The organism is Kribbella deserti (assembly GCF_042434725.1).
In the GTDB taxonomy this organism is placed as follows: domain Bacteria; phylum Actinomycetota; class Actinomycetes; order Propionibacteriales; family Kribbellaceae; genus Kribbella; species Kribbella deserti.
The window spans coordinates 456999-474817 of sequence record NZ_JBHLTC010000001.1 but is presented as its reverse complement, the minus strand read 5'-3'; the positions used below and the strand labels follow the sequence as shown (position 1 = coordinate 474817).

Genomic DNA, 17819 nt, shown 5'->3' with positions numbered 1-17819 from the left:
GCGAGCCTGACCGCTGGGGCAGGCTCGCCGTCCCTGCTTGCGGCCGGCACTTGCGGTTCGGGCCTGCGCTTCGGGCCTGTGCTGCGGGCTCGCCGTCTGGGGTCGCGGTGGGGCGGGGATGCCTGGACCATCGAGACCATGCGGATCAATCGCTTGCTTGTCGCGCTCGCGTTCCTGCTCACCGCCATCGCCCCACAGACCGGCCCGGCCCACGCCGCCGCCACCTTTCCCCGGATCGACGCATCCGGGTTCAACCTCACCGCCGGCGACACCTTCGCGACGTACGCCGCCCGCGTCGCCGCGCTCGAGACCAAACCTCAACTCGCGCCGGTCGGCGTTGCCGAGGTGCTGGCCTCGTCGAACCGCCAGGGCCGCGCGCTCTGCCATCCGACGTTCATCTCGGCCTCGCTCAATCCGCAGGGCTTCTGCTGGCAGGACGGCGAGGACGACGACCTCAACGTCTGGATCCCCCAGGGCGTCACCGGCTCGGGCGACGCCAATCCCGCCACCGGCACGGTCGGCGGCAAGCGTGTTGTGCTGGCCTCCTGGCACAACGCGGACGACACCGCGATCCGCATCTCGTTCCTGGACCTCGCGACGAACAAGTACCGGCACGTCCTGCTGGTCGAACCGACCTCCAACGGCAACTTCGCCGCCATCGCCGGACACGGCCACGGGCTGTTCTGGTCGGGCAACAAGCTGGTCGTCGCGACCGGTGGCGCCGTACTGCGGGTGTTCGACCTGACGCACATCTGGCGGACCGACACCTCCACCGGGGAGGTCGGCCTCGGCACGGACGGCAAGTTCCACGCCCGCTGGCACGCGTTCGCCCTGCCGCAACTCGGCGCGTACTGGTACCCGGGCGGTGGCTGCGCCAACACCACCGGCCTCAAACCGTGCTTCGCCAGCCTCGCGCTCGACCACAGCGGCACGGGCTCGTTCGTCGCGGTCGAGCACACCGTCCGCGGCGGCGGCCGGATCGTGCGCTGGCCCCTCAACACCGCGACCGGCCTACCGCGCGCGGGCACCGACGGCGCCGTACGGGCGATCGAGGCCTTCAACTCCCCGGTCTGGGGCATGCAGGGCGCAGTTGCCTCAGGCAACAAATTCGTCATCGCCGGGGTCTGTCCCGAATACGCCGGCAACATCGGCGACGGCGTCGACTACCCCAGCTGTCTGCACCGCGGCACCGGCGGCGTCTCCACCTCCACCTGGACCAAAGCCCCCAAGAACACCGAGAATCTCTCCCACTGGCCCGCCACCGGCCAACTCTGGCTCCTCAGCGAACAACTCCGCGAACGCGTAACCGTCCACCTCCCCGCCCCCACCGCATTCCCCTGACCCGCGCCCTCCGCACGCGGCGTGTCATCGGACCCTAGTGTCCTGAGTCGGAAGTTCGTGCTTCAGCTCCGGTGTCCAGGTGCGTGCATCGCAAGGCGGAGAAGCGGTCGCGATGCTCTAGCATCGTGGCCGTTTCTCCAACGCCGCGAGGTGCGTGCCTGGGCGCCGGAGATGTGCACGAACTTCCGACTCAGGACACTAGTTACCAGGCGTGTCGCCGTTCATCGGCCCTTGTGACCGACCCGTCCCCGCTGGCGTTCATGCGTCTGTATCAGCCCAGCCCACCCGCACCCTTCAGCGGCGACAGCGGGCGATTCCGACGAAGGAACGCTCCCCCACGCCAATCGGCCCCTTGCGACTGTCGAGGGGCGACGTCCTCGTGCTCCTCGGCAGCGCCGTACTGGCGTCGATCGTCATCACCGCCGACGCCTACCACCGCGGAATCACGCGGCACCTTCTCATCAGCGGCGGCATCGGCCATTCGACCGGCCACCTGCACCACGCGGTTCGCCGGCACTACCCAGCGATCGCGACCACCGGCCGCCCCGAGGCGCACGTCATCGCGGACATCCTGCACCAGGAGTACGCCGTACCGCCCGAGGCGATCGCCGTGGAAGACCGCTCCACCAACTGCGGCGAGAACGCGACGTACTCCCGTCGAATCACCGCCGGGCACGGCCACCCCCTTGTCCGCCCACCCGGCGCATCAGTCGGCGCCCGGTCAAAGGGTGAGGCGGCGGGAGGCCGTGTGGACGTTGCCGGTGTAGGCGTCGGCGCGGAGGATCTGGCCGCTGGTGACGCCGGCGATCTCGAGGGCTAGCGGTTCGGTGCCGAGGTCCTCGGAGGTGATCGGCCGGCCGTCGATGGCGAGGTCGACGCGATCGAGGCCGTCGGCCACCACTTCCACGGTCGCGGTGTCCCCGGTAAGACTGGCCGTCATCGTGAGGCGGCGTACCGGCATCGTGGACAGGAGCTTGCCGGCCGCGTCGAGCAGATCGGTGTTGTCGGCCAGCAGGTCGTCCCGGGTCACCTCGTGTACGGCGTCGGGGCGGACGCCGAGGTCCTCGACGGGCGTCCCGGACAGGTCGCCCACGCGCAGGGTGCGTCGGATCGAGACGCGCATGTTGGCGCCGTTCGGCAGCGGCTTGTACGGCGAGGAGCTGTCCGCGGGCGCGGGTTGTTGCAGCAAGGCGGCAAGCAGACTGTGCGTCCAGACGTTCGCGCCACCCGCGCCGGTGTTGTCGTCGACGCCCAGGATCTTGCCGATGCGGTGGTCCGCGAACCCGGCGGCGAAGATGTCCGTCGCGGAGTAGCACCGGGCGTCGGTGATCAGCACGACCGGACCGTGGTACGTCTGGCCCACCTCGTTCGCGCCCTCGACCGGCGTGATCGGCCGCGCCGCGGAGAACGCCGCGCCGGTCTCCGTCGCGAGGTCGAGCGAGTCGAACCACGGTCCGAGGTCGATCCCGACCGGGTCGTCCTTGTGCCGGCGGCAGATCCGCAGGTTGAGCGGCGTACAGATGAACTGGACCGGCTCAGGCGTGATCGGCCCGGGCGTCAGCGTCTGCAGAGTGAACTCGCTCGCGTAGATGTGCCCGCCACCGTTGTCGCGGACGTCGACGATCAGCCCGTTCTGCGGCAGTTCCGCGATCAGCCGGACGAACTCGTCACGGAACTCGACCGGGTCGTCCACGCTGAACGTGAAGATCCGGATGTGCCCGTACGTGCCGTGGGCGGTCGAAACCTCATGGGCGCGGAACACGCCGGGCATGGTCGTCGGCACGTCCGAGCTGTCCACCGCGGCCGGTTCGGCGTGCGCGGAGGCGTTCATCTGCTGCTCCAACCGCAACACCTCGGGCACGTACAGCAGCTTCTTGGCCCGGGCCTTCTCGTCGGAGTCCAGGTCGAGCGCCATCAGCGCGGCCGAAGCGTTGATCGCGTTGAGGTCGGCCATCGGCGGCGGGTTGTCGGTCACCTTCCACTGCTCGCGAAGCTCCTGCCCGGAGCCGTCCAGACCGCGATAGCTGAGGTTCACCCAGTCCTCGTCGGGCGGCGCCTGGATCACCAGCGGCCGCAGCGTGAGCGACTCCAGCCCACGGGCGAGATTGGCCGCCTCGTTGCTCCCGGCGAACTGGGCGCCGTTCAGCGCGACGGCGCGCGCGATCGGCGTACCGTTCCAGTGCGTCACCTCGGCGCCCGGACCGAACTGAGGCGCACTGAACCCCGCGACCACCTTCGTGATCAGGTAGCGCTCACTGCCGTTGTCGAAGCACTTCTCGATCATGAACGGCAGGTACGCCACCTTGCCCGCGAACGGCGCCGGCAGCAGGTAGTTGGTGTGCAGGTCCCGCACCGAGTGGAAGATGCTCGACATCTGCCGGTGGAACAACCACTCGGCTTCCATCGTCTGGCTGGTCTGGCGTTCCATTCGCGCCCGCATCACCCGCAGGCGCTGGATCGGATTGACCGAGTGCATCGCGGCCTTCAGCGGCAGGTGCACGTAGTTCTGCTCCAGCAGCACGATCGCCTGGTCCACCAGCAGCTTGCGCTGGTTCAGGTTCAGGCTGCCCGCGCTCGCCAGGAAGGCCGGCAACGAGGTCGTCGCGCCCGCGGCGACCTTCTTCGTCGTGACAGCCGTGGTCTTCTTCTTCGCGACACTCGGCTTCTTCTTGGCTGCGGCGGTCGGCTTCTTGGCCGCGGTGGTTGGCTTCTTGGCCGCGGCCGGCTTGCTGACAGCGGCGGTGGTCTTCTTTGCGGCGGTGGTTTTGCGCGGCATGACTCCCCCAAACACGATGGCGGCCCCTCCCCGAGCCGCATCTGTCCACGGTCCGCCGACCGTCACGGTATGTCAACGCGTCGTCGCCCAAGCGTTGCCAACCGGTCCGGCTAGGCTGGCAGCGCGACCCCGGAAAACTCCTGAAGGGAAGGCAGTAATGAACTCGCGCGAGGCTTTGATCGACGCGTTCGGCCGGCTCCAGGAAGAGATACACAGCGTGGTCGGTGAGCTCAGCGCCGACCAGCTCAGCGAGCGTCCACTCGGCAAGGGCAACTCGATCGCCTGGCTGGTCTGGCACCTCACCCGGATCCAGGACGATCACGTCGCGGCGGCCGCCGGCCACGACCAGGCGTACGTCGACCAGGGCTGGTCCGAACGCCTCGGCCTCCCGTTCGATCCGGCCGACACCGGCTACGGCCACGGTGACGCCGAAGTGGCCGCGGTCCAGGTGTCCGACGGCGCCCTGCTCACCGGGTACTACGACGCCGTGCACGCGCAGACCGTGGACTACCTGAAAGGTCTTTCCGACGACGACCTCGAACGCATCGTCGACCGGCACTGGGACCCGCCCGTCACCCTCGGCGTACGGCTGATCAGCGTGATCTCCGACGACCTCCAGCACATCGGCCAAGCCGCCTACGTCCGCGGCCTGCTCTAACCGATGGGCGAGCCCTTGCTCCGGCGACCGGACGAAGGCGAACTACTCGATGTCGCGGGCGTCCAGCACCTCTTCAAACTGACGGCCGAGCACACCGGCGGGCGGTTCGGCTTCGAGGAGTTCACGCTCGCGCCCGGGATCATCGGCGCGAAACCGCACGTGCACGAGATCCACGACGAGTACTTCTACGTGCTCGAAGGCGATCTCACCCTGCACAACGGCAGCGGCGAAACCACGGTGGGCCCGGGCCATCTGCTCGCGGCCTTGCGCGGCGATCCACACGGGTTCCGCAACGCCGGCGACACTGTCACGCGCGGCCTTTGCCTCTACACACCCGCCGGGTACGAGAACTACTTCCGCGAGGTCCACGCAGCCGTCGCAGCGGGTGAATCCATCACGGACGAACTATTAGCCGAGTTCCGGAGTCACCACCGCACTAGGTCTCTCTAGGCCCTCACGGGACGAACGCGCGCTGGGCCCGACGCCGGAAGGCACTGGGCGACAACGCGTGCGCAGCGACGAAACACCGCGTGAAGTACGACTGACTGCTGAAACCGCATCTAACGGCTATTGCCGACACAGTCTCGGTAGTAGTCGCTAGTAGCGCGCCAGCATGCTCCAGCCGCAGATCCATCACGAAGGCGGTAGGAGTCAGGCCGTACGACGTACGCATCGTGCGGGCCAGGTGAGCCGGTGAAACCGCGGCAAGTTCCTGCAGGCGCGGGACGCCGCCCCGCAGGTTCACCTCGTGCCGCATCGCCGTACAAGCTTTAGCCAGCCAATCCGGCGCGGGCCGCTCCAAGGACGCCGGACTGGGTACTTCCTCCGGAGACACCAAGGGCAACAGGTCGATCCAGAACTGCAGCAGGTCGAACACCCCGGGCCCGCGACCGAAACGCTCTAGAACCCGCTCGAACACCGCCAGTACCGCCCGACCGTCCTGGGTCCGGAACGTCACCGGGCCGCGCGCGGAGTCCCAACTCCGGCCCGGGTTGGCCCGAGTCAGGTCCAGAAACCCGTGCCACGCCGAACTCGGGAAGGCCACATTGATGAATTCGAGGCCCTCCACCCCGGTACCGGCGAAGGCGTGCCGATCCCGCGGCCGAACCAGTACGACGTCCCCGGCCGCGAGTGGCTCCGTACCGGTGTCGAGGAGGTGCTCCCCCGACCCCGCGACGACGCCCATCAGTTCGTGGAAGTCGGCATGCCCGTGCAGATCGGAATCCCGGGAGCGCGGGCCGAACCGCACCCGGGCCGCGTGATACGGCCGCCCCAGGGCTGACAGCTCGAAACGGAGTAGCTGGCTCACCTCAACAGATTACAAATCTGCGTTTCCCCGTTGCTATCGGCGCGCAGTCGGTCGCCCACAGGATGGAGGCCTCACAACGAAAGGGAACCCGCAATGACCAGCAGCTTCGAAGAGACCGGCTATGCCATTCACCGCGAGGTCATCGATCCCGCGCTGATCAAGGAAGTGCACGGGCATGTCGAGTGGCTGCAGGCGCGCCACCCCGACGTACGGCCTGAGCAGCTCGGGCACATCTACCTGCGCGACGATCCGTTCTGGGTGCGGCTGGTGAGCGACCCGCGGCTACTGCGAATCGCCGAGACATACATCGGGCCGGACATCGCGTTGTTCGCGTCGCACTACATCTCGAAACCGCCGTACTCGGGTCAGCCCGTGCTGTGGCACCAGGACGCGGCGTTCTGGCCGTTGAACCCGATGCGGGTGGTGACGCTCTGGCTCGCGGTCGACCACTCGACGCCCGAGAACGGCTGCGTCCGGCTGATCCCTGGTAGCCACCGGCAGGGCATTGCCGCGATGCGCGAGAACACCTCGGTCGAAAGCGTGCTGGGCAAGGAGATCGCGGTCGAGGTGGACGAACGCGAGGCCGTCGACATCGTGCTCGCGCCCGGCGATGTCGAGGTACACCACCCGAACATCGTGCACGGCAGCAACGCGAACACCTCGCCCCACCGGCGCTGCGGTCTCACCATCCGCTACATCCCGACGTCGACTCGCATCACCGATCCGGAACAGCCTTATCCGAGTGCGTTCCACCTGCAGGGCGAGCCGGGCGTGAACGCGTACCAGCCGCGGCCGGCGTACGTCGAAGGCCGCCACTATCCGTTCACGGGTAGCACCGACTGGACCTGAGCCTACCTACGGGCGCGGCCCGGGGCCGGCGGTCGTGCGGGGCCATGGTCCGGGGGTTCTTGATAGGTTCGGGCGGTTGCTGGAAGTGTCCGGCCGATCACCGAGGGGGAACTGTGCCGCGCGCCGCCGTCTACGAGCGCAAACTCGAGGCTTTCGGGACCATCACCGTCACACCGGTGGACCCGGCCGAGGACATCGACCTGATCCATGATTGGGTCAGCCAGGAACGGGCCCGCTTCTGGGGGATGGCCGACACCGGCCGCGAAGGCGTGCTGGAGATCTACGAGTTCCTCGACTCGCTACCGACCCACCACGCCTTTCTCCTGCACCGCGACGGCGTCCCCGTCGGACTGTTCCAGTCGTACCAGCCCGAGCACGACCCGATCTCGGAGTACTACGAGGTCCAGCCGGGCGACGTCGGCCTCCACCTGCTGATCGGAACCCCGGCCACTCCGCCGGAACCAGGCTTTACCGACGCCATCCTGCGCACCTTCATCGCGTTCCTCTTCGAAGATCCGCACGCGCAGCGCATCCTCGCCGAACCCGACGCTCGCAACGCGCAGGCCATCGCCCGCCTGGAGCGCACCGGATTCACCCTCGGCCCCGAGGTCACCCTGCCGGAGAAACCGGCCCGCCTGACCTTCCTGCCCCGCGCCACCTTCGAGACCGAGTAGCGCGGACATCCCAACGGAGTCAAAGTCATGGGATGTCCTGGTGAGAATTGTTCATAATTGCGCGGTGTGATGCCTTGACGACGGTGAGAGATCCGAGGTTCACTGTGTCTGACTTCGGTCAGATCTTTACGTATGTTCACCTTCGCCGTTCCGCCCCGGAAGGTGCCTCCAGATGACTACTGGCGTGTCCGCTGTCGCTCCCGACCCAGGAGCACCGCGGCAAAGCAGGGTGCTGCCACCCGGGTCACGAACCCGTCGGGTGGACCGGCCGGGCGGGCAGCGGGTGAAGTGAGGTCGCTCGTCACCGCCTGATCCAGCGCCGGCTGCCCCCATACCGGCGTGCGATCACTTCCGGAAGGAACCGCCCATGCACTCTTTTGCTTCATCTTGGTTTAAGCCGCGAACACGGTTCGGCGCCGCCGCTCTCGCCGTCACCACCGTCGCCGCCGGGCTGATGGCCGCTGCCGCTCCGGCCTCGTCGGCCAGCACGACCGCGGACACCGGCAGCACCGCCACCAACGCGGTCGCCGTACCGGCTGCTGCCGCCGCGTTGCCGAACGGCTTCCGCAGCGTCGGGTACATGCCGTCGTGGTCCGGCAGCGTCAACAGCATTCAGTACAGCAAGCTCACCCACATCAACTACGCCTTTGCGCTGCCGAACTCCAACGGCACGCTGCAGGCGATTCCCGACCCGGCGAAGCTCCAGTCGCTCGTGAGCCAAGGACACGCGAACGGCGTGAAGGTCTCGCTGGCGATCGGCGGCTGGAACGACGGCAACGACTCCGCGTTCGAAGCGCTGGCGGCTAACTCAGGTAGCCGCACCACCTTCGTGAACGCCGTGGTCAACGCGGTCAACCAGTACAACCTCGACGGTGTCGACATCGACTGGGAGTACCCCGACCCGGGTACGTCCGGCAACAACTTCACCGCGCTCATGCAGCAGTTGAGCACCGCCATGCACAGCCGGGGCAAGTTGCTCACCGCCGCCGTGGTGTCCGAAGGCACGACCGCCAACGGCGTACAGCCCGCGGTGTTCGGATACGTCGATTTCCTCAACATCATGGCGTACGACGGCGGCAGCCCGCATGCCAACTACGACTGGTCGATTGCCGCGGCCAACTTCTGGAAGTCGCGAGGACTTCCGGCCAGCAAGACCGTCTTGGGTGTTCCGTTCTACAGCCGGCCGAACTACCTGACGTACGCGCAGATCGTGGCGATGGACCCGGCCAACGCCAACCGGGACTGCGTCAGCGTGAACGGCGTACAGCAGTGCTACAACGGCATTCCGACGATCAAGCGCAAGACCCAGTGGGCATTGGCCAACGCCGGCGGCATCATGAACTGGGAGCTGTCGCAGGACACCACCGGCGCCACCTCCTTGGTCAGCGCGATCTACACCGCCGCGACGGGCACCACCCCGCCTCCCGGCGGTAAGACCGGGCCGATCAAGGGCCTCGCGGGCAAGTGTGTCGACGTGGCCGCGGCCAACAGCGCGAACGGCACCGCCGTCCAGCTGTACACCTGCAACGGCACCAACGCGCAGACCTGGACCGTCGGTACCGACGGCACCATCCGCGCGCTGGGCAAGTGCCTCGACGTCACCTCCGCCGGTACAGCGAACGGCACGCTGATCCAGCTCTGGGACTGCAACGGAACCGGCGCGCAGGGCTGGCAGGCGCAAACGAACGGCACGTTGCGGAACCCCGCGTCGGGTCGTTGCCTGGATGTCACCGGTGGATCGTCCGCCGACGGCACCCGCCTGCGGATCTGGGACTGCTCCGGCGCAGCCAACCAGCTCTGGACGCTACCCGCCTGAGTTGTTCTGAATCGGCCCCGGCAGCTCCCTTCGTGGGAGTTGCCGGGGCCCTTCAGTGGATCAGCGAGTCCCGGTCACGACCAACATCTCGCACGGGCCGGAGAAGCCGTCCGGGCCGTCGAACTGCGTGAGTTGCTCGGTGATCTCCTGCCACGCTTCCGCTCGTCCGGCGTCATCCAGCCGGGACAGCATCTGGTGGAGCGCACCGAACGACTCGCGCTCGAACCGGACGCACTCGGCCGCGCTCGGCAGCCGTACCGGCGACGGCACCCGCTGCACGGTGATGTCACTGAACCCGGCCTTGGCGAAGGTCTCCTCCGCGACGCCTGGACCACCCAGGCTGAACGGCCCCGGCTGACCGGGCACCGGCGGCGGGAGTTCGGCCCGGCGGCGGATGATGCCGACGGGAACCGAGAAGAAGCCGTTGCGATCCGGCGTGGAGTACACGACCGCGGAGAACCGGCCGCCTGGCCGCAGCGCCCGGTGGATCCCGGTCAACGCCGCGTGCTGGTCCGGGAAGTAGATGAGCCCGACTCGGGAGATCGCGGCGTCGTACCCGCTCTCTTCCAGGCTGGACAGGTCTTCGCCGTCGGCCTCCAGGGTTTCGACGTTCGAGATGCCGGCCTCGCTCGCGGACTTGGCGGCGTACTCGAGAATCGCGGGCGAGATGTCCGTCGCGAGCACCTTGCCGCTCGGCCCGGCAAGCCGCGCGGCCGCCAGGGTCTGACCGCCGGCGCCCGCGGCGACATCCAGTACGCGATCACCTTCGCCGATGCCCGCGGCCGTGAGCATCGCCTCGGTGGCTCCGCCCAGCCAGTCCTCGATGGTCGGCCCCCATCGGTGCCACGCCTCGGCGGCTTCCTCCCACTGGGCGCGCGTGGTCTGCTTGAACACGATCGGGTCAAAGCTGGTCATGGTGTCCCTCCCTTTGCTGAGGTTTCCAGACCATCACTCGCCGATGGCGCTTCCTAGTACAGGTTCTGGACCTGGCTGGTACTAATCCTGGACCGGGCGCACACTGAGGTCGTGCGAGAGTACGCGCAGTATTGCCCCGTCGCGTTGGCCAGTGCCGTGCTGGCCGACCGCTGGATGCCGTTGATCGTGCGCGAGCTGATCCTCGGCAGCCGCCGGTTCAACGACATCGATCGCGGCCTGCCCGGCATCTCGCGGACCCTGCTCACGCAACGCCTGCAGCATCTGGAACGTAAGGGCGTGCTCGAACGGGTGCCGGTGGCCCGCGGTCACGAGTACCAGCTGACCCCGGCGGGCCGCGACCTCGAAGGCGTCATCATGGCGATCGGCGAATGGGCCGTGCGGTGGATGTTCACCGAGCCGGAACCACGTGACGTCGATCCGGTCACGCTGACCTGGTGGATGTCCCGGCGGCTCGACCGCGCGGAACTGCCGGCGGAGCGGGTGGTGATCGAGTTCGACTACCGCGGTGACGACCCGACCCGGATCTGGCTGCTGCTCGAACGCGAAGAGGCCTCGGTCTGCACCACCCATCCGGGCTTCAACTCCGACATCATCATCAGCACCCGGCCGGTGGACCTCATGCGCGTCTTCTCGGGCATCACCACGCTGGCGCAATCCGCGGCGGATGGCTCGATCGGTCTCGCCGGTCCCCCTCGGCTCCTGCGCGCGCTGCCCACATGGTTCCTCTGGAGCCCCTTCGCGCCCGCCGTACGCCAGCGTCTGGCCTGACCTGGTTGCCTCGACCAAGCGTCGTCTCAGCAACCGATGTCTTTGATTGCTTTGAGCAACGGGTAGGCCCGAAGGACCTGCCGGGGCGAGCGGCAGGTCCGAGGTCAACGAGGTCTACCAGGCGTGGGCGACGTCGAGCACGATCCGGCTGGTCGCACCCGGGCCCGCGATGGTGAAGACGCGGAACGGCAGTCGCGCCCGGACGCCGATCCCGATCGTCGTCTCGCCTTCGAAACTGCCCGCGGTCGCGAGCTGCCGCAGCGTGCGGTAACCGCTCACGTTGACCAGCTCGGTACGGTTCGCCGGCTTGTACGTCGCGCGCCCGGCATCGTCGTACGACGGCACTGTGAGGATGACCTCCAGCTTGGCGCCACCGCGCAGCGGCACGATCCGGCCCTCGCCGGGTGTCACCACGTTCTTCACGTAATGCGCGCGCAACCAGGACGGTTTGCCCTTCACGTCGAACACGACGCGATCGAAACAGGCATGCCGGCCGGCCCGGACGTTCGCCAGCACGCCGGCGCCGTGGAATCTGCCCACCTCGGGCAGCGAACCCCAATCCGTGGGGCACTTGGCGACCACCGCCGTCGTCGCGGATGCAGTCGTCGTGGATGCGGTCGTCATGCTGGCGTTGCCGGTGGAGCCGGCCAGTGCCGGCACGGCGATCGCGCCTGCCGGCACAGCGGCAACGGCCAGGACGGCGATGGTGGTGCGGATCGGCCTTCGAACGGTGTGAATGGACTTCATGATGTCCCCCCTTAGAGACACCTGTTAGATGCGCGAGTCCACCCCGAAGTTGACAGGATCCACCGCCGATTTTCCGCGCCGGTGCGACCTTCGCAGAGAAGAATGTGGCAAGCATGTCGAGAAGTGTGAGTGGGCTCCGCTCACCAGGTGACGGCACGGCCACCGGGCGGTGCCAGACGGAGGAGAACCGAGATGACCATCAAGCGAATGGACCACGTCGGCATTGTTGTCGAAGACCTTGCGGCCGCGACCGCGTTCTTCGTCGAGCTCGGGATGGAGCTGATTGGCCAAGGCCCCGCCGAGGGACCCTGGCTGGACGGCGTGAACGGCCTCGACGACGTACGCGTCGATGTCGCCTTCCTGCGCACCCCGGACGGCCACGGCCAGATCGAGCTGGCGTCGTTCCGCAACCCACTGGCCACCACCAGCGAGCCGAACGCGCCGGCGAACACGCTCGGCATTCGCAACGTCATGTTCGCGGTCGACGACATCGAGGAGACCGTGGCCCGGCTGAAGCCGCATGGCGGTGAACTCATCGGCCGGATCGAGCGCTACCAGGACAGCTATCTGCTCTGCTACCTACGCGGTCCGCAGGGCATCATCGTCGCCCTTGCCGAGGAGATCGGCTGATTCGCCAGAGCTATCTCGCCGGACCATGTCGAGCAGGGCGACGTGGCTCCGACGTACCGGCAACAACCACCGAGAAGTAGGAGAACCCCATGGGCAAGGTCACCACCGGCGCGACGATGTCCCTCGACGGCTTCATCGCCGGGCCGGGCGACACCGGCTTCGAGCTGCTGTTCCAGTGGTACGGAAATGGCGACGTCGAGATTCCGTCGGCCAGCCCCGAGGTGCCGTCGATCCGGATCTCCGCGGCGAGCGCCGAACTGATCAAGCCGGAATGGCAGAACACCGGCGCATTGCTTGTCGGGCGGCACCTCTACGACCTGACGAACGCCTGGGGCGGACGCCACCCGATGGACGTACCGACGGTGGTGCTCACGCACAAGCGACCCGAGAACCGTCCGGAGGACGACGAGAACTTCGTCTTCGTCACCGAGGGCATCGAGGCCGCGATCGCCAAGGCGAAGGAGCTGGCCGGCGACAAGAACGTCGGCGTCAACGGCGGACAAATGGCCCGCCAGTGCCTCGAGGCCGGGCTACTGGACGAGGTCGGCATCGAGCTGGTGCCGGTCCTGCTCGGCAGTGGAACGCCGTTGTTCGCGGAACTCGGCGCCACGCCGGTGCAGTTCGAAGGGCCCATTACCGTGGTCGAGGGAACCGGTGTCACGCACCTGCGCTACCGCGTCAAGAAGTAGCCACCACCACCGACAGAGAGTGCCACGATGATCGAGAAGGACCTTCAGCTCGCCGACGGCCGGACCCTGCGCATCTACGACACCGGCCCTGAAGACGGCTCGCGCGTCCCCGTGTTCTGGAATCACGGCACGCCGAACGTGGGAGCGCCGCCCGAGCCGCTGTTCGACGCGGCCGACCGGCTGGGCCTGCGCTGGGTCTCGTTCGATCGCCCGGGGTACGGCGGTTCAACCGTGGCACGCGGCCGTTCGGTGGCCTCGGTCGCACGCGATGCCGCCGCGGTCGCGGACGCACTCGGCATCGACCGTTTCGCCGTGGCCGGGTACTCCGGTGGTGGTACGTATGCGCTGGGAACCGCCGCGATTCTCGGCGAGCGGGTTCGCGCGGTGGTGACGCTCGCGGCGATCGCGCCGTACGGCGTTGAGGGGCTGGACTGGTTCAACGGCATGGTGCCGTCCTCGATCGCGGCGCTGGGCTGCGCGGCGGCAGGCGCCGACGTACGCGAGGCCCTGGATCGTGCGGAGTTCGACTACGACCCGGGGTTCACCGCCACCGACCTGCAACTGTTCGAAGGTCCGTGGGGCTGGCTCGGCAAGGTGGCCGGCCCGGGACTGGACGCCGGGCCGTACGGCCAGATCGACGACGACGCGTCGTACACCCATCCCTGGGGATGCGACCCGGCCGACATCACGGCCCCGGTTCTGCTGGTGCACGGCAGTGCTGACGGGATCATCCCTGCGAGCCATGCGTCCTGGTTGGCGGCGCACTGTCCGAACGCGACCCTGCGGGTGTGCGAAGGCGCGAGCCACTTCACGATCGTGGAACACGCCGAGTCGGGACTGGACTGGCTCGCGGCAGAACTCGCCTGACGATGCTCGACGACCTGCGCCCGTTCGCGATCGACGTACCGGAAAGCGCCCTCGCCGACCTTCGCCAGCGGCTCGCGGCCACTCGTTGGGCGCCTGGCTCCCGCGCTGAGCTGGAGGAGCTTGTGCGTTATTGGCAAAGCGATTACGACTGGTACGTGTGGCAGGCGAGGTTGAACCAGTACCCGCAGTACACGACGACGATCGACGGCACGACCGTGCACTTCCTGCACATTCGATCGCCCGAGCCGAACGCATTGCCGTTGATCCTCAGCCATGGCTGGCCCGGTTCGGTGGTGGAGTTCCTGGACGTGATCGGGCCGTTGACCGATCCGGCTTCACATGGGCTTTCGCGGGATATCGCCTTCGATCTGGTGATTCCCTCGCTGCCGGGATTCACCTGGTCGGGGCCGACGCCGGACGCCGGGTGGGGACCGCGGCGCATCGCGATGGCCTGGGCGACGTTGATGAAACGCCTCGGCTATCGGCGTTATGGTGCCGCGGGCAACGATTGGGGATCGCACATCGCGCCCGAACTCGGGCGGTTCGCCCCGCGCGCGGTGGTCGGCGTACACGTGACGCAGCTGTTCTGCTTCCCACCGGGCGAGTGGCTCGCCTATCCCCCAGGGCGCGAGCCGGATCGTCGTGGGTTGAGCCCGGATGACTTGGAAGCGCTTGAGGCGTTGAGAGCGTTGCAGAGGTCATCTGGTTCCTACGCTCACGTTCATGCGCAGAAGCCGGAAACTCTGGGGTACGGGCTTACCGATTCGCCCGTCGGGTTGCTCGCGTGGAACGGGCAGGCCATGGGTGATCTGGACCCGGAGACCCTGTTGACGCACGTTTCGGCGTACTGGCTGACCGGTACGGCGACGTCGGCGCTGCGGCTCTACGCCGAGTACCAGCGACAGGCGGTCGCGGAGACACCGACGACCGTGCCGCTCGCGCTGGCCCAGTTCCGGGACGACCTCCGCTCAATCCGCGCATACGCCGAACGCGACCACGCCAACATCGTCTCCTGGACCACCTACGACCAAGGCGGCCACTACGCCGCCCGTCAAACCCCCGACCTCTTCACCAACGACCTCCGCACCTTCTTCGCCAGCCTGAGTCGGTAAGCCTCGGCGGTCGATGTCTAGTTGCCCTAGGCAACGGGTTTTCCAGCGACCACGTAACCAGGATCGACGACCGCGATCTCGGCGAGGTCTGCCTGCACCCTTCCCACCGCCTCACCCTTCGGACCAGCATCGCGTTGCGCCTTGCATAAGTGACTTATATAGATGATTGACATAATCGCGCCATGGCTGCGAAATCGTCCGCGAGGGGTCTGGATGTTGAGGCGCTAGTGTCCTGAGTCGGAAGTTCGTGCTTCAGCTCCGGTGTCCAGGTGCCGCGAGGTGCGTGCCTGGGCGCCGGAGATGTGCACGAACTTCCGACTCAGGACACTAGGGCTCGCCATGGAGCAGTTCACGGCGATGTTCATACGGCTGGCCTCGGTGGAGCAGAGGAGCTTCACCCCCCTCGGCGTTCTGCACACACTCGCGGCGCGTGGGCCGATGCGGTTGACCGAGCTGACCGCTAGCGAGCGAGTCACGCAGCCGGCGATGACCCAGCTGGTTACCCGGCTAGAGCGAGACGGGCTCGCCGTAAGGTCGCCAGACCCCTCAGACCGCCGAGCCGTCCTCGTGCAGATCACGCCCGCCGGCGCCGCCACGGTCGAGGCCCGGCGGCAGCAGCGCATGAGCCGCCTGACTGCCCTGGTCGACCAGCTTGAACCGAGTCACCGGAAAGCACTCGCCGCCTCACTACCCGCCCTGCTCGAACTGGCTCGGCTGCAGGATCAGCCGAACCCCGCCCAGCAAGGAACCACCTCATGACCACGCCCCTCGCCCTCGAACCCACCCCGATCCACGTCGCCGACGAAGTGCTCGACGATCTGCGAACCCGTCTCGCCTTGACCCGTCCGCCGTTGGACGAGGACAACGCGGACTGGTCGTACGGCGTACCGGCTGGTTACCTCGATGAGCTGGTCACCTATTGGCGGGACAGCTACGACTGGCGCAAGACCGAGGCCGCGATCAACGCCTACGAGCACTACCAGGTGGAGGTCGGCGGAATCCCCGTGCATTTCATGCGCAAGCCGGGTCGCGGCCCGCGTCCGATCCCGTTGATCCTTTCGCACGGTTGGCCGTGGACGTTCTGGCATTGGTCGAAGGTGATCGACCCGCTCGCCGACCCGGCCGCATACGGCGGTGACCCCGGCGACGCGTTCGACGTGATCGTGCCGTCCCTGCCTGGGTTCGGATTCCCCGGGCCGCTTACCGGATTCCCGGACGTCAACTTCTGGAAGGTGGCCGACCTTTGGCACACCATCATGACCGAAACGCTGGGCTACAAGAAGTACGCCGCCGGCGGTTGCGATATCGGTGGGATCATCTCGAGCCAGCTCGGCCACAAGTACGCCGACGAGTTGTACGGCGTCCACATCGGTTCCGGCTTGCCGCTCGACTTCTTCAACGGGCCGCGCGCGTGGGACTTCGCGCGGAACCGGCCGCTCACCGGCGACGAGCCCGCCGCCGTACGTGCCCGCATCATCGAGATGGACCGGCGCTGGGCGTCCCACCTCGCCGTACACATGCTCGACGGCGCCACGTTGGCCCACGGGCTGAGCGACTCACCCGCGGGACTGCTCGCCTGGCTGCTGAAGCGGTGGACCGCCTGGAGCGACAACGGCGGAGACCTCGAATCCGTTTTCACCAAGGACGATCTACTCGCGCACGCCACGATCTACTGGGTGAACAACTCGATCGCCACGTCCATGCGGTACTACGCGAACGCCAACCGCTATCCGTGGGTTCCCGCGCATGACCGTACGCCGGTTGTGCAGGCGCCGGTCGGTCTGACCCTTGTCACGTACGAGAACCCGCCGGGTATCACCACCGCCGACGAGCGGATCCGGGCGTTCGAGTCCGGGCCGCAGGGCGCTTGGTTCAACCACGTGAACGTCAATGCCCATGAACATGGCGGCCACTTCATCCCCTGGGAGAACCCCGACGCGTGGGTGAGCGATCTGCGCCGTACCTTCCGCGATCGCAGCCCTTCGCGTTGTCAGACCTCGTAGCGCGTGAGGACTACGCCGTTCTGAAACGGGGTGGCCTCGACCAGCTTCAGGTTGCGTCGGTCCTCGAACAGGCGCGTCCCCTTGCCACGGGCGGCCGGGCACACCAGCATCCGAACCTCGTCAACAACACCGGCGTCCACCAGGGAACGCATGAGCGACAAGCTCCCCCATAGCCAGAGGTCCTTGCCAGCCTGCTGCTTGAGCTCCCCGATAGTAGCCACCGGATCCGGCGTCACGGTCGCGGCCGGGAAATCACCCCACGGCGCTTCCTGCAGCGTCGACGAAGCGACGTACTTGGTGAGGCTGTTGAGCTTCTTGCCGTACATGCCCTGGTCCTCGGCGTACGGCCAATAGCCCTTGGTCTGGTTGTAGGTGTTGGCGCCGAGGATCATCGTGTCGACCGAGTCGATGAAGCCCATCAGGTTGTTCTGGAAGGGATTGTCCGTGACCGTGTCGTCGAACGGCTCGCCCGCAACGAAGCTGAGGCCGCCGTCTTCCTCTGCCGCGATGTTGTCGACGGTGACCCACTGCTGAACTACGAGCTTTCGCATGGCTTTCCTCCGCTAGCTGGCGTTTAGGCGGCCACTTCGACCGCCCTCATCCTGTGAGCGGAGCCCGCACGCCGTTCTCGACACCATCTTCAA

19 protein-coding genes are annotated in these 17819 nt (G+C 67.4%); 14 read left to right on the top strand and 5 right to left on the bottom strand.

The window, feature by feature from the left end; all coding sequences use genetic code 11:
* Window positions 1-138: 138 nt before the first annotated feature.
* Together ACFFGN_RS02310 and ACFFGN_RS02305 are read left to right on the top strand one after the other, a co-directional pair.
* Window positions 139-1341 carry a hypothetical protein gene (locus tag ACFFGN_RS02310; RefSeq protein WP_380043553.1) on the top strand — a complete coding sequence of 401 codons (1203 nt, stop codon included), beginning with the start codon at window positions 139-141 and terminating at the stop codon, window positions 1339-1341.
* A gap of 352 nt (window positions 1342-1693) precedes the next feature.
* Window positions 1694-2161: a YdcF family protein gene (locus ACFFGN_RS02305; RefSeq protein ID WP_380043552.1), complete on the top strand. Its 468-nt coding sequence runs from the start codon at window positions 1694-1696 to the stop codon at window positions 2159-2161.
* Here ACFFGN_RS02305 and ACFFGN_RS02300 read toward each other — a convergent pair.
* The gene (locus tag ACFFGN_RS02300) at window positions 2063-4117 is read right to left on the bottom strand and encodes a S41 family peptidase (protein WP_380043551.1); all 2055 of its coding nucleotides are present in this window, start codon (window positions 4115-4117) and stop codon (window positions 2063-2065) included. The genes ACFFGN_RS02305 and ACFFGN_RS02300 overlap by 99 nt on opposite strands.
* Window positions 4118-4274: 157 nt before the next feature.
* Here ACFFGN_RS02300 and ACFFGN_RS02295 point away from each other — a divergent pair, with 157 nt between their 5' ends.
* On the top strand, window positions 4275-4775 hold the full coding sequence (locus ACFFGN_RS02295; protein ID WP_380043550.1) for a mycothiol transferase: 501 nt from the start codon (window positions 4275-4277) through the stop codon (window positions 4773-4775).
* Between the two features lie 3 nt (window positions 4776-4778).
* Window positions 4779-5225, top strand: coding sequence for a cupin domain-containing protein (locus ACFFGN_RS02290; protein ID WP_380043549.1), 447 nt, complete (start codon window positions 4779-4781; stop codon window positions 5223-5225).
* 4 nt (window positions 5226-5229) lie between these two features.
* Here ACFFGN_RS02290 and ACFFGN_RS02285 read toward each other — a convergent pair whose 3' ends face one another.
* Window positions 5230-6084, bottom strand: coding sequence for a helix-turn-helix transcriptional regulator (locus ACFFGN_RS02285; RefSeq protein ID WP_380043548.1), 855 nt, complete (start codon window positions 6082-6084; stop codon window positions 5230-5232).
* 93 nt (window positions 6085-6177) lie between these two features.
* Here ACFFGN_RS02285 and ACFFGN_RS02280 point away from each other — a divergent pair, with 93 nt between their 5' ends.
* From ACFFGN_RS02280 to ACFFGN_RS02270, 3 genes are all read left to right on the top strand, one after another.
* Window positions 6178-6933: a phytanoyl-CoA dioxygenase family protein gene (locus ACFFGN_RS02280; RefSeq protein WP_380043547.1), complete on the top strand. Its 756-nt coding sequence runs from the start codon at window positions 6178-6180 to the stop codon at window positions 6931-6933.
* A gap of 113 nt (window positions 6934-7046) precedes the next feature.
* Window positions 7047-7607, top strand: a complete 561-nt coding sequence (locus ACFFGN_RS02275) for a GNAT family N-acetyltransferase (RefSeq protein WP_380043546.1) — start codon at window positions 7047-7049, stop codon at window positions 7605-7607.
* Between the two features lie 454 nt (window positions 7608-8061).
* Window positions 8062-9423 carry a glycosyl hydrolase family 18 protein gene (locus tag ACFFGN_RS02270; RefSeq protein WP_380043544.1) on the top strand — a complete coding sequence of 454 codons (1362 nt, stop codon included), beginning with the start codon at window positions 8062-8064 and terminating at the stop codon, window positions 9421-9423.
* A gap of 60 nt (window positions 9424-9483) precedes the next feature.
* On the opposite strand, the gene ACFFGN_RS02265 is transcribed toward ACFFGN_RS02270, so the two are convergent.
* A complete protein-coding gene (locus ACFFGN_RS02265; protein WP_380043543.1) occupies window positions 9484-10338 on the bottom strand; it encodes a class I SAM-dependent methyltransferase in 855 nt (284 codons plus the stop codon).
* Between the two features lie 111 nt (window positions 10339-10449).
* Between ACFFGN_RS02265 and ACFFGN_RS02260 the strand changes: the two genes are divergently transcribed.
* Window positions 10450-11127, top strand: coding sequence for a winged helix-turn-helix transcriptional regulator (locus ACFFGN_RS02260; RefSeq protein WP_380043542.1), 678 nt, complete (start codon window positions 10450-10452; stop codon window positions 11125-11127).
* A 114-nt stretch (window positions 11128-11241) separates the two neighbouring features.
* Here the strand turns inward: ACFFGN_RS02260 and ACFFGN_RS02255 are convergent, their stop codons facing one another.
* Window positions 11242-11874, bottom strand: a complete 633-nt coding sequence (locus tag ACFFGN_RS02255) for an AMIN-like domain-containing (lipo)protein (protein ID WP_380043541.1) — start codon at window positions 11872-11874, stop codon at window positions 11242-11244.
* 192 nt (window positions 11875-12066) lie between these two features.
* Between ACFFGN_RS02255 and ACFFGN_RS02250 the strand changes: the two genes are divergently transcribed.
* The 6 genes from ACFFGN_RS02250 (at window position 12067) to ACFFGN_RS02225 (ending at window position 17175) form a co-directional block, all read left to right on the top strand.
* Window positions 12067-12504, top strand: coding sequence for a VOC family protein (locus ACFFGN_RS02250; protein WP_380043540.1), 438 nt, complete (start codon window positions 12067-12069; stop codon window positions 12502-12504).
* 89 nt (window positions 12505-12593) lie between these two features.
* Window positions 12594-13193 carry a dihydrofolate reductase family protein gene (locus ACFFGN_RS02245; protein ID WP_380043539.1) on the top strand — a complete coding sequence of 200 codons (600 nt, stop codon included), beginning with the start codon at window positions 12594-12596 and terminating at the stop codon, window positions 13191-13193.
* A gap of 27 nt (window positions 13194-13220) precedes the next feature.
* Window positions 13221-14060: an alpha/beta fold hydrolase gene (locus ACFFGN_RS02240; protein ID WP_380043538.1), complete on the top strand. Its 840-nt coding sequence runs from the start codon at window positions 13221-13223 to the stop codon at window positions 14058-14060.
* A gap of 2 nt (window positions 14061-14062) precedes the next feature.
* Window positions 14063-15172, top strand: coding sequence for an epoxide hydrolase family protein (locus ACFFGN_RS02235; protein ID WP_380043537.1), 1110 nt, complete (start codon window positions 14063-14065; stop codon window positions 15170-15172).
* Window positions 15173-15511: 339 nt separating this feature from the next.
* On the top strand, window positions 15512-15931 hold the full coding sequence (locus ACFFGN_RS02230; RefSeq protein ID WP_380043536.1) for a MarR family transcriptional regulator: 420 nt from the start codon (window positions 15512-15514) through the stop codon (window positions 15929-15931).
* Window positions 15928-17175 carry an epoxide hydrolase family protein gene (locus tag ACFFGN_RS02225; RefSeq protein ID WP_380043535.1) on the top strand — a complete coding sequence of 416 codons (1248 nt, stop codon included), beginning with the start codon at window positions 15928-15930 and terminating at the stop codon, window positions 17173-17175. The genes ACFFGN_RS02230 and ACFFGN_RS02225 overlap by 4 nt, the downstream gene beginning before the upstream one ends.
* On the opposite strand, the gene ACFFGN_RS02220 is transcribed toward ACFFGN_RS02225, so the two are convergent.
* Window positions 17163-17726, bottom strand: a complete 564-nt coding sequence (locus ACFFGN_RS02220; RefSeq protein WP_380043534.1) for a dihydrofolate reductase family protein — start codon at window positions 17724-17726, stop codon at window positions 17163-17165. The two genes, ACFFGN_RS02225 and ACFFGN_RS02220, sit on opposite strands and share 13 nt — an antisense overlap.
* Window positions 17727-17819: the final 93 nt, after the last annotated feature.

Excerpts from the sequence above, each read along its gene's own strand:
- ACFFGN_RS02280 (WP_380043547.1), top strand. The coding sequence starts at position 6,178 with ATGACCAGCAGCTTCGAAGAGACCGGCTATGCCATTCACCGCGAGGTC.
- ACFFGN_RS02300 (WP_380043551.1), bottom strand. The coding sequence starts at position 4,117 with ATGCCGCGCAAAACCACCGCCGCAAAGAAGACCACCGCCGCTGTCAGC.
- ACFFGN_RS02295 (WP_380043550.1), top strand. The coding sequence starts at position 4,275 with ATGAACTCGCGCGAGGCTTTGATCGACGCGTTCGGCCGGCTCCAGGAA.
- ACFFGN_RS02230 (WP_380043536.1), top strand. The coding sequence starts at position 15,512 with ATGGAGCAGTTCACGGCGATGTTCATACGGCTGGCCTCGGTGGAGCAG.
- ACFFGN_RS02240 (WP_380043538.1), top strand. The coding sequence starts at position 13,221 with ATGATCGAGAAGGACCTTCAGCTCGCCGACGGCCGGACCCTGCGCATC.
- ACFFGN_RS02220 (WP_380043534.1), bottom strand. The coding sequence starts at position 17,726 with ATGCGAAAGCTCGTAGTTCAGCAGTGGGTCACCGTCGACAACATCGCG.
- ACFFGN_RS02265 (WP_380043543.1), bottom strand. The coding sequence starts at position 10,338 with ATGACCAGCTTTGACCCGATCGTGTTCAAGCAGACCACGCGCGCCCAG.
- ACFFGN_RS02270 (WP_380043544.1), top strand. The coding sequence starts at position 8,062 with ATGGCCGCTGCCGCTCCGGCCTCGTCGGCCAGCACGACCGCGGACACC.
- ACFFGN_RS02245 (WP_380043539.1), top strand. The coding sequence starts at position 12,594 with ATGGGCAAGGTCACCACCGGCGCGACGATGTCCCTCGACGGCTTCATC.
- ACFFGN_RS02310 (WP_380043553.1), top strand. The coding sequence starts at position 139 with ATGCGGATCAATCGCTTGCTTGTCGCGCTCGCGTTCCTGCTCACCGCC.
- ACFFGN_RS02225 (WP_380043535.1), top strand. The coding sequence starts at position 15,928 with ATGACCACGCCCCTCGCCCTCGAACCCACCCCGATCCACGTCGCCGAC.
- ACFFGN_RS02255 (WP_380043541.1), bottom strand. The coding sequence starts at position 11,874 with ATGAAGTCCATTCACACCGTTCGAAGGCCGATCCGCACCACCATCGCC.
- ACFFGN_RS02250 (WP_380043540.1), top strand. The coding sequence starts at position 12,067 with ATGACCATCAAGCGAATGGACCACGTCGGCATTGTTGTCGAAGACCTT.
- ACFFGN_RS02235 (WP_380043537.1), top strand. The coding sequence starts at position 14,063 with ATGCTCGACGACCTGCGCCCGTTCGCGATCGACGTACCGGAAAGCGCC.
- ACFFGN_RS02290 (WP_380043549.1), top strand. The coding sequence starts at position 4,779 with ATGGGCGAGCCCTTGCTCCGGCGACCGGACGAAGGCGAACTACTCGAT.